Raw genomic sequence first — 12,516 nt, forward strand, 5'->3', positions numbered from 1 at the left:
TACACATGACGCGTGACCCGAACTGACGTCCCCTCCGGCGACCCTGGCGCTCCCACGGGAGCGAGCGGCCTGCGCGGCCTGCGCGAGCTCGCCGCCCGCCACGCGCTCCTGCCCCTGCGGATCTTCCTCGGCGTGACCTTCGTCTACGCCGGCCTGGACAAGCTGACCGACTCCGCCTTCCTCTCCGCCACCGGCAGCGGCTCCATCGGCGAGCTGATGCACGGGGTGCGCGACACCTCGGCGATCCCCGCCATGGTGGACCTGGCCCTGAAGGCGCCCGTCGGCTTCGCCGTGGCCCTGGCCATCGGGGAAATCCTGGTCGGCCTGGGGGTCCTGGCCGGGCTGCTGACCCGGATCGCGTCCGTCGGCGGGGCCCTGATCTCGCTCAGCCTGTGGCTCACCGTGTCCTGGGCGGTGACCCCCTACTACTACGGAAACGACCTGATCTACCTCATGGCCTGGACCCCGCTGATCCTCGCCGGGGCACCCCTGTGGTCACTGGACGAGCTGATCGGGCGCGGGCGGCGGGCCGCCGGCTGAGGGACCGGTCCGATCAGGTCGCCGCTCCCAGGTGCTGTAGTGCTTGGCGGAAGTCGTCGAGGGCGGGCCCCAGCTCGCCGACGGCGATGTGGAAGCTCGACCGGTCGATCAGGTTGCCGGCCAGGGTCCGCGTTCCGGCTGCCGGGTCGTGCAGGGACAGCCGGCGGGCCAGGTCCACTCCTTCGTCGAAGAGGGGACGCACCCGCTCCTCGAACAGATGGGTCTCGTACCGCCAGTAGACGGTGGAGCGGACGGTGAGGACCTGGTGCAGCCGGACCAGTTCGGCCAGGTGCCGGTCCGGGTCCTCGGTGGCCCGAGCGGCGAGGGCGTCCACCTCTTCGCGCAGGGCGTGACGGCTGTCGAAGTAGCGCTGCTTGGTGTCACGCGACCAGTACATGGGATCCGCGCCCGAAGGGGGACGCGGTTCACCGGGCGCGGGCCGGTCGCTTCCGGCGCCGGGGAAGGACAGCAGCACCGCCCAGAACGCCACCTCGTAGCCGCCCGCGGAGTACCGCTCACTGGTGCCGGCCAGCTCCGTGAGCAAGGCGAGTGCCTCTTGCCTGACCAGGCCTGCCCGTTCCCCTCGTCCGTGGGCGTCGAGCATCCGTGCGTACCCGATGAGCGTGTGGAGATGGCAGATCGTCAAGTCGCGGTTGTTTCCCGCCTCGGCGGCCTGCACGCCGACGAGGGTCTCGAACGCGTCGAGGGCTTCGCCGGACCGGCCGGCTTCATGGAGAACGGCGATCCACTCCAGGAGCGACCAGGCGAGACCCCCGCTGCGGGGCCCGCCGGGCAGGGCCACCGCGACCAACTCGGTCATGGCGTCGGCGGCCTCGGCATACCGGCCTTCCTCGGAAAGACCGGTCGCCCACGTGCTCAGCCCTGTGCCCGAGGGTTCCCCGGCCAGTTCGTCCTGCGCACGGCCGATGGCGAGCATTTCGGCGCGCATGGCGAGCCCTTCGACGCGCCGGCCCGCGCCGTACAGCTCGCGCTGGCACGTGTTGAGGGCCTCGTACAGGACATCCGCGCGGGCGGGTTCGGCCGGATCGATGGCCCGCGCCGCGGCCACCGCCTCCTCGCACAGCGCGAGGGCGGCCGGATGCGTTCTGCCGCCCTCGTAACTCAGGTGCTGCAAGGCCTTGGCCAGGAGGGGCAGGTAGGCGGCGGGGCTGACCTGGGCGAGTACCCGGTAGACGTCCACCTTGTCCCGCGGGTAGAGGCGCCCCGACGAGAGCAGCACATTGCGTGCCCGCACTATGTCGTCCTGATCGACTTTCCCCGAGTGATCCATGACGGAGAGTCTGGGGGCGGCGCAGGGAGCCGGACAAGGCTGCTCACCTGTGCCCTTCGTCCTACGAAAACCCCCTCTGACCTGTCATGATGGGCGTGACATCACCTCCCGCCGGACCCGTGGGTCTCCCCGATCCGGTCGCGCCTGTCGCGCCGCACGGCGTAGGTGACCAGCCCGGCGACGGCGGCGAAGGCGAGCCCGCCCGCGGTCATCATGAGGACGAAGAACCACGGCGGATCGGCCTCGCCGGCCGCGCCGAGGAGATAGAGCACCCCGGCCGCCATCAGGACCAGTCCCGCGATCAGCCGTCCCGGCTGGAACTCATGACGCCGCACGGGCCACCTCCACCTGTCCCACACCCGCGCTGAGGTGCAATTCGATCACGCCGCCGGCCTTGGTGCCCGAGACGGGGGGCAGGGTCGCCTCCCGGGTCTCGGTGCGGTTCCGAACGCGTACGTCCTCGCCGGTGTCGCCGGGCATCTGGATGTCGCCCAGCCTGACCGTCGCCACCGTCTTCGCGGAGACCTCCCTCGGGAGGATCACCCGCAGCCGGCCCGCGTCGATGGAGGCGCGGACGGGCACGGTGGTGCCCTTGGGCACGTCCACGTGGCTGAGGTCCAAGGTGGCGAGCCCGGTACCCGCCTCGTACACCGGTGCCACGTTGGCCACCGCGGTCGGATGCCAGTCCACGACGCGCCAGTCGGTACGGATCTCCTTGGGCAGCGCGACCGACCCGGCCAGCAGTACGGCCGTGATCACCGAGAGCAGGATGGTGCCGAAGCCCGTGCGGCCCTTGACCGAGCTCACCGCGAGCCCGAGGCCGAAGACGGCGAGGGCGGCGGCGAAGCCGACCTGCAGGGCGTGGCTCAGGGTGCTGCCCTCCCAGACCGCGGCGGTGGCGATGCTCCCGGCCAGCGCGGCCAGTACGAACACCCGGCCGCCAATGCCGCCGCGGGGCTCCCAGGCGACGTGCTCCCCGGACGGCGGAGCCGTGGCCGGGCCGCCGCCGGGTATGACTTCGACCGAGTCCTCGGGGCCCCACAGGTACCCCGTCGAGCCGACCGGCCCCGTGGTCCCGTCCTTGACCAGCGGATCCCGCCACCAGGACGGGCCCCCGGGCGCGGGCGGCGCCTGGGTCTCGGGCGGCGCCGGACTGTGCGCGGTGCGGTGCCCGGTGCGGGTGGCCGCCGGGTACACGAACTCGGCGCCCGGCGCGGCCTTCTCCTCGGGAGCTGCGCCGGGCCCGCTCCGCCGCCGCTGCGACCAGTACGCCGCGGCGCCCAGTGCCAGGACGGCCAGGACGGAGAAGACCGCCAGCCCGCCGTTGTCCAGCATCGACAGGAACAGGGCGCAGCCCACCAGAGCGGTGAAGACCGCCGCCAGCGTCGAGCCCTCGACCCGGCCGGTCAGCAGCTTCTTCGCCTCGCTGTCCTCCTCGCCCTCCTGGGGCAGCAGCAGCCACGCGAAGCCGTAGAAGATCAGACCGACGCCGCCGGTGACGGCGAGGACGCCGAGCACGATCCGGAAGATCACCGGGTCGAGACCGAAGTACCGGCCCAGACCGCCGCACACGCCCGCGAGCACCTTGTCCCGCTTGCCGCGGCGCAGGGGAGGGCGCTCGGCGAGCGGCGAAGCGGAGCCGGCGCCCGCGCCGGCCGCACTCGCGGCGGCGCCTGCGTCCGGCGGCGGGGAATCGTGTACTTCGGTCATGCGTACATGGTGACGGTCCGCCGCCGCCGCGGGCATCCGGATCTACCCTGGCGCAACCCTGATATCCCCCCGAGAGAACTGGGGGGCTGCCCTGATGCCACGGGCGCCGCGACCGTGTGACCATCGGTGACATGCCCGTAGCAGCCGCCCCACGCACGCCGTACGCACCGGAATCCGACGAGACGCCGCAGCGCAAGCTCTACCGCAGCGCCGACGGCCGGATGCTCGGCGGAGTCGCGCGCGGCCTCGCCGGGCACCTGGGCCTGCCCGTCGTCTGGGTCCGGCTGACCTTCCTCGGCCTGTTCATGTGGGGCGACGGCCTCGGCGTGCTGCTCTATGCCGCGTTCTGGGTCTTCGTACCGCTCGGCGTCGGCGGGCGCAGCGGCCACCGCTCCTACTTCGACACCCTCCCCGACGGCACCCGGCGGCTGCGCAAGCCCGAGCGGGGCCAGATCTTCGCGCTGATCGCGCTGTGCGTCGGCGCGGGCATCTTCATCTCCCAGGTCCAGGTCGGCGGCAGCTCCGGACGGTACGTGTGGCCGACCCTGCTCGTGGGGGCCGGTGTGGTCCTGGTCTGGCGCCAGGCCGACAACGCCCGCCGCGCCCACTGGAACGCCGCCGCCGGCCGGCACGCCAGGCTGTTGCAGGCGGCCCGCGCGCTCGCGGGCGTCGCCCTGGTCGGCGTGGGCCTGACCGTCTTCATCGTGGTCCGCGGCTCCGCCGCCCAGCTGGGCAACGTACTGACCGCCACCCTCGCCGTCCTCGTCGGCGTCGCCCTCCTCGCGGGACCCTGGCTGATCCGGATGACCCAGGACCTCTCCGAGGAGCGCCTGATGCGCATCCGCGCCCAGGAGCGTGCCGAGGTGGCCGCCCACGTCCACGACTCCGTGCTCCACACCCTCACCCTGATCCAGCGCAACGCCGAGGACGTCGGGGAGGTGCGCCGCCTCGCCCGCGCCCAGGAGCGGGAGCTGCGCAACTGGCTGTACAAGCCCGAGGGCACCGGCAAGGACGAGGGCGAGGAGCCCACGACCCTGGCCGAGGCCGTGAAGAAGACCGCCGCAGAGGTGGAGGACCACCACGGCGTCCAGATCGAGGTGGTCGTCGTCGGCGACTGCCCCCTCGACGAGAAGCTGGCCGCACAGATGCAGGCCGCGCGCGAGGCGATGGTCAATGCCGCCAAGTACGGTGGCGACGGCGGCCCCGTCCAGGTGTACGCCGAGGTGGAGGGCCAGACGGTGTTCGTGTCCGTACGGGACCGCGGACCCGGCTTCGACATCGACGCGGTACCGGACGACCGGATGGGCGTACGAGAATCGATCATCGGCCGGATGCAGCGCAACGGCGGGACCGCTCGACTGCGGTCCGCGCCCGACGGCGGCACGGAAGTCGAGCTGGAGATGGAGAGGGCGGCGAAGGCAGCATGACCGAGGACAGCGCGAGCACCGGCGGCGTGACCAGGAGGGTCCGGGTGGTGCTCGTCGACGACCACCGGATGTTCCGTACCGGGGTGCAGGCCGAGATCGGCGAGACCGAGCGGACCGGGGTCGAGGTCGTCGGCGAGGCCGCCGACGTGGACCAGGCCGTCACCGTCATCACCGCCACCCGACCCGAGGTGGTGCTCCTCGACGTGCACCTGCCCGGTGGCGGCGGCGTCGAGGTACTGCGCCGCTGCGCCCCGCTGATGGGCGCCGTCGAGGACCCGGTACGGTTCCTGGCCCTGTCGGTGTCGGACGCCGCCGAGGACGTCATCGGGGTCATCCGGGGCGGCGCCCGCGGCTATGTCACCAAGACGATCACCGGCACCGACCTGGTGGACTCGGTCTTCCGCGTCCAGGACGGGGACGCGGTGTTCTCGCCGCGGCTGGCGGGCTTCGTGCTCGACGCCTTCGCCTCGACGGACGCCCCGCCGGTCGACGAGGACCTGGACCGCCTCACCCAGCGCGAGCGCGAGGTGCTGCGGCTGATCGCGCGCGGGTACGCGTACAAGGAGATCGCCAAGCAGCTGTTCATCTCGGTCAAGACCGTGGAATCCCACGTCTCGGCGGTGCTGCGCAAGCTCCAGCTCTCCAACCGCCATGAGCTCACCCGCTGGGCGACGGCCCGCCGGCTGATCTGACCCGGTCGGCTGGGCCCCGGCCGGCTGGGCCCGGGTCGGCTGGGCCCGGGTCGGCTGGGCTCCGGTCGGCTGGGCTCCGGTCAGGCGGGCCGTGAGGCTCCGGCCCAGGGCATCGAGTCGATCGGCGCGAGGCGGACCGTGGAGCCGGGGCGCGGGGCGTGGACCATCTGGCCGTTGCCGACGTACATGCCGACGTGCGTGACGCCGGAGTAGAAGAACACCAGGTCGCCTGGGGACAGCGCGTCGCGGGAGACCCGCTGTCCCGCGTTGATCTGCGTGTAGGTGGTGCGCGGCAGCGACACCCCGGCCGCCCGCCAGGCCGCCTGGGTCAGACCGGAGCAGTCGTAGGAGCCCGGACCCGTCGCGCCCCACACGTACGGCTTGCCGATCGCCCCGTACGCGAACGCCACCGCGCGGGCCGCGCGGGAGCCGTCTGCGGGCCGCGGCGGAGCCTGGGTGGCGGGGCCGCTCGGGGCGGGGCCGGCCGAGCGGGCCTCGTAGGCCGCCCGCTCCTCGGCCGTCAGCTTGGCCAGCAGCCGCTGCGCGGCGGTCAGCTTCTCCTCGATCCCGGCCTTGTGGCCCGCGAGTTCGCGCTGCCGGGCCCGCAGGTCGGCGAGGCGCCCGGCGGCCTGGTCCTTGAGCTTGCCGACCTCGTCGAGCCCCCGCCGCACGGCCGAGATGTCGGCCGCGTTGCGGTTCCCGGCGCGGGTGATGAGGGCGGCCCGGTCCAGGTACTCCTGCGGATCGTCGGACATCGCCAGCTGTACGGCGGCGCCCAGCGTGCCGCTGCGGTACTGCGTCGCGGCCAGCGAACCGAGCGCGCTGCGGGCCGTGTTGAGCCGGTCGGTCTTGCGGGCGGTCTCGTCCCGCAGCCCGTCGAGCGCGCGCTGCGCCTCGTCGGCCTTCTCCTTCGCCCCGTTGTACTGGTCCGTCGCCGCCCCGGCCTCCTCGTAGAGCCGGTCCATCTCAGCCTTGACCTGCGAGGGCGTCGGCTGCGGATCGGCGTGGGAAGTGCCTTCGAACGCGGTGGCGGTGGCAGCGCCCGCGAGGGCGAGGGTGGCGGCGGTGGTGCGTACGGAGCTCTGTGCCGTGCCGCCGGTGAGCGGGCGCTGCCTGGGCTTTCGATGACTGGCCACGAGGGCCTCACGTCCTTCCTCCATCGGTGCTTGGAGGAGGACGCTAGACCCGAAGGTAACGGGCAGATGACGAGATGATCGAAAGTGCCCGGACGTGACCGGAGCTGGCTGGTCGGGCGTCTGTCGATGGCCGTCCGTTAACCGCGAATCTCCGTCAGGCGGGCGAAGACGACCACGTTGCCGTCGTATCCGCCCTTCTTCGAGAAGCCTCCGCCGCAGGTGATCACGCGGAGCTCCGGAGCGCCCTTGGGGCCGTAGACCCGCGCCGCCGGAAAATCGTTCTTGCCGACGACCTCGATGCCGTACACCGTGAACACGGCGGTACGGCCGTCCTGTCGGTCCACCTCGATGTGCCGGCCCTGCTCGAGCGAGCCGAGCGTGTAGAAGACGGCCGGACCCTGCTCGTTGTCCACGTGACCGTCGATCACCGTCGTGCCCTGGGTGCCCGGGGCGGGGGAGCCCTCGTACCAGCCGGCCAGGTTCCGGTCCTCCGGCGGCGGGGCGTCCACCCAGCCCTCGGCGTCGAGTCCGACCCGGGTGACAGCGGCGTCGACCTGTACGGCCGGAATCCGTATCCGGGTCGGTGGGGAGGGCTTCAGCGGCTGCGGGGGCGGCGGGAGGCGGCGGGCCGCCTCGTCGTGGGCCGGGTCGCTGACCAGCGCTGCGGCCTGCGCGGGCTGCGGCGGGCCGCCGTTCAGGTCGAGCCCGTTGGTGAGGAGAAACGTGCCGCTGAGGGCGACCACGGCAACGACGCCCCAGCCGCCGCGAGGCTTCGTACGCTCCTGGGGGCGGGGCATGATGCGCGCTCCTTCCTTGATTCGGGGGGTTCGGGGGTTTCGGCAGCCGGTACTGGACCGGGCCCGTCCGGTCGCCAGGGGCGGGTCGGACGGGCCCGGCGGTCAGGGGGTCGGCGGTCAGGCGTTGCCGCCCGCCCGGCGGCGCATCAGGAACACGCCGCCGCCGAGCGCGCCGGCCAGCAGTGCGGAACCGGCCGCGATCTCGGTGCCGTTCAGCCCGGCGGCGCCGCCGCCGAGGCCGGCCTTGACGCCCTTGGCGGGGGTGGTCGTTCCGGTCTCGGTACCGGTCGAGTGGCCCGCGACCGTGAGGGTGGTCGTGCCCTTCTCGCCCTTGCAGTCGAAGGTGACCTCGTACTGCGCACCCGGCTTGGCGTCCGCGTCGACCTTGACGGTGGCGGACTTGCCCTCATTGAGCTCGACCGCGTCGAAGATGCCCGAGGAGACCTTCACCAGCGGTTCCTGGCACTTGGTGGCGTTCAGCGTGACGGTGCCGCCGGCGGCGACGGTGGTGGGGGAGACGGTGAAACCGAAGGACGTGACGTTGGGCGTGGTCCCGCCGTCGTTGGCCGAGGCGATCGGCGCGGCGAGCGCGAAGGCAGCGGTGGACAGCAGGGCTACGGACGCGACACGTATGGAATGCATGGGTGAGTCCTCCGGGTCCCCGAGGCGCAGCCGCGAACAGTTTGTCCGCAAAGGGCAGGAAATGCTCCTCGATGTGCTAGACGCTAGGTCCGGTTGGCGGAACCTGCGAATCGAACGGCACGAACGGACCAACGGAGAGAGTGAGTTGGGGGGCGCCCCGTCAACTCCTCTGATACGGACGGTGAGCGCCACGCCGGACGGCCTGCCGCACGGTGGCGCTGAGTGACGGACACGCCGAGGGGGCGGCCAACGGACCCCGATGGACCGGTCCGTGGCCGCCGACGGGCAGGCACGTGGCCGCCGAGGGGGCGGCGCGTGGCCGCCGACGGGCCGGACCGAGGCCGCCGCCGGAGCGGAGCGCGGCCGCCGCCGCGTTCACCCGGGCCGGACGCTCCCGTAGACCGGCTGGTAGGAGACCGAGTCCTCCCGGACGGACGTCCCCGGCCGCGGGGCGTGGATCATGCGGCCGCCGCCGATGTAGATCCCGACGTGGCTGATGTCCGCGTAGAAGAAGACCAGGTCCCCCGGGCGCAGATCCTTCATCGCGATCCGCGGAGCCGCCTTCACCTGGTCCCAGGTGGTGCGCGGCAGCGTGATCCCCGCCGCCCGCCAGGCGGCCTGGGTCAGGCCGGAGCAGTCGTACGAGCGCGGGCCCGTCGCGCCCCAGACGTACGGTTTTCCCAGCTGGGCCCGGGCGAAGGCCACCGCCCTGGCCCCGGCGGCCGACGCGGCGGCGTCCGCGGGCAGCGGTCCCGAGGCGGCCGGGCCCCGGGGGGCCAGGGCCCGCGCCCGCTCCGGCGCGGTGAGCCGCGCCAGCAGGGTGTTCGCTTCCGCGAGCCGGGTCTGCACCTCTTGCTTGCGCCCGCGCAGTTCCTCCTGCGCCCGCTCCAGTTCCGCGACCACGACGGCCGCCTCCCGGCGCTTGCCCGCCGTCTCCGCCCTGGCCCGGGTGTACTGGGTGAGCAGTGCGTCCTCGCGGCCGCCGAGCCGGTTCAGCAGGTGCGTCTGCGCGAAGAAGGCCTGCGGATCGTCGCTGAGCAGCAGGGTCGCGGTCCCGCCGAGGCCGCCGGCGCCGCGGTACCGGTCGGCGGCGTAGCTGCCGAGGAGCCGCCGGGCCTCGTTCAGCTTCTGGGTGGTGGCCGCCACCTGGTCCATGAGGGCCGACAGTAGGGCCCGCTGCTCGGCGGTCCGGCCGGCCGCAGCGTCGTAGGCCTGGGTGGCGGTGCCCGCCTGCCGGTGCAGGTCGTCCACGCGGGTCCGTACCTCCTCCACCGAGGGGCGGGGTGCAGGAGCCGCCGCGGCCTGGTGGGGGAGGAGCAGGCCTAAGGAGGTCAGGGCCGCGGTCGTGACGACCGCGGCGGGGGCGTTCGGATGTCTTCGGGTGCGCGGCTTGCGGTGGTGGGGGGAGGAGTGGGACGAGGGGAATCCGTACGTGTACACGGGCCGGCACCTCCTTCCGGTTGGCGGAGCACGCTAGCGCCGGAGGGGGCGCCTCGGAAGGGTCGGGACCGGTCGGGACCGGTCGGGACGGTCGCGGGACCGGTCGGGACCGGTCGGGACCGGTCGGGACGGTCGCGGGACCGGTCGCGGGACCGGTCGGGACCGCCCCGCAGGGCATGTGCCGCCGAATTTTCCGGGGGCGGGACCGGCTGTCGGTCCCGCCCTCTAAACTCGGAAGGCGATGAGCAGCCTCTTTGACGACAGCTTCCTGGCCGACCTCTCCCCCTCCGAAGAGGTCCCCCCGCCGCCCGAAGACCACGCCGCCCCCGAGGCGGACGCGGACGATCTCTTCGGGGGCCGGTTCGACGCGCCCATCAGCGGGGACGCCTACTACCGTGACGGCGCCCCCAGGCCCGTCATCGATCCGGCGGCGCTCCTGGAGGGGCTGAACACGGAGCAGCGCGCCGCCGTGGTGCACGCGGGCTCCCCGCTGCTCATCGTGGCCGGCGCCGGATCCGGCAAGACGCGCGTGCTGACGCACCGCATCGGCCACCTGCTGGGCGCGCGCGGGGTCCACCCCGGCCAGATCCTGGCGATCACCTTCACCAACAAGGCCGCCGGTGAGATGAAGGAGCGCGTCGAGGGCCTGGTCGGCCCGCGCGCGAACGCCATGTGGGTCTCCACCTTCCACAGCGCGTGCGTGCGCATCCTGCGCCGCGAGTCCAAGCGGCTCGGTTTCACCTCGTCCTTCTCGATCTACGACGCGTCCGACTCGAAGCGCCTGATGGCGCTCGTCTGCCGCGACCTGGACCTGGACCCGAAGAAGTTCCCGCCGAAGGCCTTCAGCGCCAAGATCTCGAACCTGAAGAACGAGCTCATCGACGAGGACGCCTTCGCCGGGCAGGCCGCCGACGGCTTCGAGAAGACCCTCGCCCAGGCGTACACGATGTACCAGGGGCGGCTGCGCGAGGCCAACGCCCTCGACTTCGACGACATCATCATGACCACGGTCCACCTGCTCCAGGCCTTCCCGGAGGTCGCGGAGCACTACCGGCGCCGCTTCCGGCACGTGCTGGTCGACGAGTACCAGGACACCAACCACGCCCAGTACACGCTCGTGCGCGAGCTGGTCGGCACCGGCTACCCGGACCTGCCGCCCGCCGAGCTCTGCGTGGTGGGTGACGCCGACCAGTCGATCTACGCCTTCCGCGGCGCGACGATCCGCAACATCCTCCAGTTCGAAGAGGACTACGCGGACGCGACCACGATTCTGCTGGAGCAGAACTACCGCTCCACCCAGACGATCCTGTCCGCCGCCAACGCGGTCATCGAGCGCAACGAGAACCGCCGCGCGAAGAACCTGTGGACCGAGGCCGGCAGCGGCGCCGTCATCACCGGCTACGTCGCGGACACCGAGCACGACGAGGCGCAGTTCATCGCCGACGAGATCGACCGGCTGACGGACGCGGGCGACGCGAAGGCCGGCGACGTCGCGATCTTCTACCGGACCAACGCGCAGTCCCGCGTGTTCGAGGAGATCTTCATCCGCGTCGGACTGCCCTACAAGGTCGTCGGCGGCGTGCGTTTCTACGAGCGCAAGGAGGTCCGCGACGTCCTCGCGTACCTGCGCGTCCTGTCGAATCCCGAGGACAACGTCCCGCTCCGCCGGATCCTGAACGTGCCCAAGCGCGGCATCGGCGAGCGCGCCGAGGCGATGATCGACGCGCTCGCGATGCGCGAGAAGATCACCTTCCCGCAGGCGCTGCGCCGGGTCGACGAGGCCTTCGGCATGGCCGCCCGCTCGACCAATGCCGTCAAGCGCTTCAACGTGCTGATGGAGGAACTCCGCACCATCGTCGACTCGGGCGCAGGCCCCGCGGTGGTCCTGGAAGCGGTCCTGGAGCGCACGGGCTACCTCGCCGAACTCCAGGCCTCGACCGACCCGCAGGACGAGACCCGGATCGAGAACCTTCAGGAGCTCGCCGCCGTGGCGCTCGAGTTCGAGCAGGCACGGGAAGCGGCGGCGGCCGAGGCCGCCGAGAACGGCGCCCCGCCGGTGGGCCCCGGCACCCTCTCCGAGTTCCTGGAGCAGGTCGCGCTCGTCGCCGACTCCGACCAGATCCCGGACGAGGACACCGACGGCAACGGGGTCATCACCCTCATGACCCTGCACACCGCCAAGGGCCTCGAGTTCCCGGTGGTCTTCCTGACCGGCATGGAGGACGGGGTCTTCCCGCACATGCGCGCGCTGGGCCAGACCAAGGAACTGGAGGAGGAGCGCCGCCTCGCCTACGTCGGCATCACGCGGGCGCGCGAGCGGCTGTACCTGACGCGCTCGAGCATGCGCAGCGCCTGGGGCACGCCCTCCTACAACCCGCCGTCGCGGTTCCTGGAAGAGATCCCGGCCGAGTACCTGCAGTGGAAGCGGACGGGCGCGGCGCAGAAGCCGGCGGGCCCCATGCGGAGCTCGGGCTCGGGCTCGGGGTCGGGGTACGGGTCTTCCGGCTCGGGCGGGTCGAAGGCCTCGTTCGGCACCTCGCCGGAGGCCTTCCTGTCCTCGTCGCGTACGAAGTCGGGCCCGTCGGGGTTCGCCACGCGGCGGGCCTCCGACAAGCCGGTCATCGCGCTGGTGGTCGGGGACCGGGTCACGCACGACCAGTTCGGGCTGGGCACGGTCATGGAGGTCAGGGGAGCGGGCGCGGACGCGCAGGCCACCATCGACTTCGGGGACGAGAAGCCGAAGCGGCTCCTGCTGCGGTACGCGCCGGTGCAGAAGCTCTGACGCGCGGAACGCGGAAGGGCCGGCCCCGGGGGGCCGGCCCTTCCGCGTTCTTCCGCTCT

11 protein-coding genes are annotated in these 12,516 nt (G+C 72.6%); 4 read left to right on the forward strand and 7 right to left on the reverse strand.

Going from position 1 to position 12,516, the window contains the following annotated elements; translation table 11 throughout:
* Positions 1-12 precede the first annotated feature (12 nt).
* Positions 13-540: a DoxX family protein gene (locus MTF69_RS12365; RefSeq protein WP_374322860.1), complete on the forward strand. Its 528-nt coding sequence runs from the start codon at positions 13-15 to the stop codon at positions 538-540.
* 13 nt (positions 541-553) lie between these two features.
* Here the strand turns inward: MTF69_RS12365 and MTF69_RS12370 are convergent, their stop codons facing one another.
* The 3 genes from MTF69_RS12370 to MTF69_RS12380 all read right to left on the reverse strand — a co-directional run bounded on the left by MTF69_RS12370 (position 554) and on the right by MTF69_RS12380 (position 3,541).
* The gene (locus MTF69_RS12370; protein ID WP_308401394.1) at positions 554-1,795 is read right to left on the reverse strand and encodes a hypothetical protein; all 1,242 of its coding nucleotides are present in this window, start codon (positions 1,793-1,795) and stop codon (positions 554-556) included.
* Between the two features lie 137 nt (positions 1,796-1,932).
* Positions 1,933-2,166: a hypothetical protein gene (locus MTF69_RS12375; RefSeq protein WP_243333465.1), complete on the reverse strand. Its 234-nt coding sequence runs from the start codon at positions 2,164-2,166 to the stop codon at positions 1,933-1,935.
* A complete protein-coding gene (locus MTF69_RS12380) occupies positions 2,153-3,541 on the reverse strand; it encodes a PspC domain-containing protein (RefSeq protein WP_243333467.1) in 1,389 nt (462 codons plus the stop codon). Before MTF69_RS12380 ends, MTF69_RS12375 begins: the two co-directional genes overlap by 14 nt.
* Positions 3,542-3,672: 131 nt before the next feature.
* On the opposite strand from MTF69_RS12380, the gene MTF69_RS12385 reads away from it, so the two are divergent.
* Together MTF69_RS12385 and MTF69_RS12390 are read left to right on the forward strand one after the other, a co-directional pair.
* Positions 3,673-4,968 carry an ATP-binding protein gene (locus MTF69_RS12385; RefSeq protein ID WP_243333469.1) on the forward strand — a complete coding sequence of 432 codons (1,296 nt, stop codon included), beginning with the start codon at positions 3,673-3,675 and terminating at the stop codon, positions 4,966-4,968.
* Complete coding sequence (locus tag MTF69_RS12390; RefSeq protein ID WP_243333471.1) at positions 4,965-5,660, forward strand: response regulator transcription factor; 696 nt, start codon at positions 4,965-4,967, stop codon at positions 5,658-5,660. Before MTF69_RS12385 ends, MTF69_RS12390 begins: the two co-directional genes overlap by 4 nt.
* 80 nt (positions 5,661-5,740) lie before the next feature.
* Here MTF69_RS12390 and MTF69_RS12395 read toward each other — a convergent pair whose 3' ends face one another.
* The 4 genes from MTF69_RS12395 to MTF69_RS12410 form a co-directional block, all read right to left on the reverse strand.
* Positions 5,741-6,796: a C40 family peptidase gene (locus tag MTF69_RS12395; RefSeq protein ID WP_243333473.1), complete on the reverse strand. Its 1,056-nt coding sequence runs from the start codon at positions 6,794-6,796 to the stop codon at positions 5,741-5,743.
* 137 nt (positions 6,797-6,933) lie between these two features.
* Entirely contained in the window at positions 6,934-7,593 is a 660-nt protein-coding gene (locus MTF69_RS12400; protein ID WP_243333475.1) for a class F sortase, read from the reverse strand.
* A gap of 117 nt (positions 7,594-7,710) precedes the next feature.
* Positions 7,711-8,235, reverse strand: a complete 525-nt coding sequence (locus tag MTF69_RS12405; RefSeq protein ID WP_243333476.1) for a hypothetical protein — start codon at positions 8,233-8,235, stop codon at positions 7,711-7,713.
* Between the two features lie 375 nt (positions 8,236-8,610).
* A complete protein-coding gene (locus MTF69_RS12410; RefSeq protein ID WP_243333478.1) occupies positions 8,611-9,675 on the reverse strand; it encodes a C40 family peptidase in 1,065 nt (354 codons plus the stop codon).
* Between the two features lie 241 nt (positions 9,676-9,916).
* On the opposite strand from MTF69_RS12410, the gene pcrA reads away from it, so the two are divergent.
* A complete protein-coding gene (pcrA, locus tag MTF69_RS12415; RefSeq protein WP_243333480.1) occupies positions 9,917-12,457 on the forward strand; it encodes a DNA helicase PcrA in 2,541 nt (846 codons plus the stop codon).
* The last annotated feature ends 59 nt before the right edge of the window (positions 12,458-12,516 follow it).

Source organism: Streptomyces sp. AP-93 (assembly GCF_022808175.1).
Classification (GTDB): domain Bacteria; phylum Actinomycetota; class Actinomycetes; order Streptomycetales; family Streptomycetaceae; genus Streptomyces.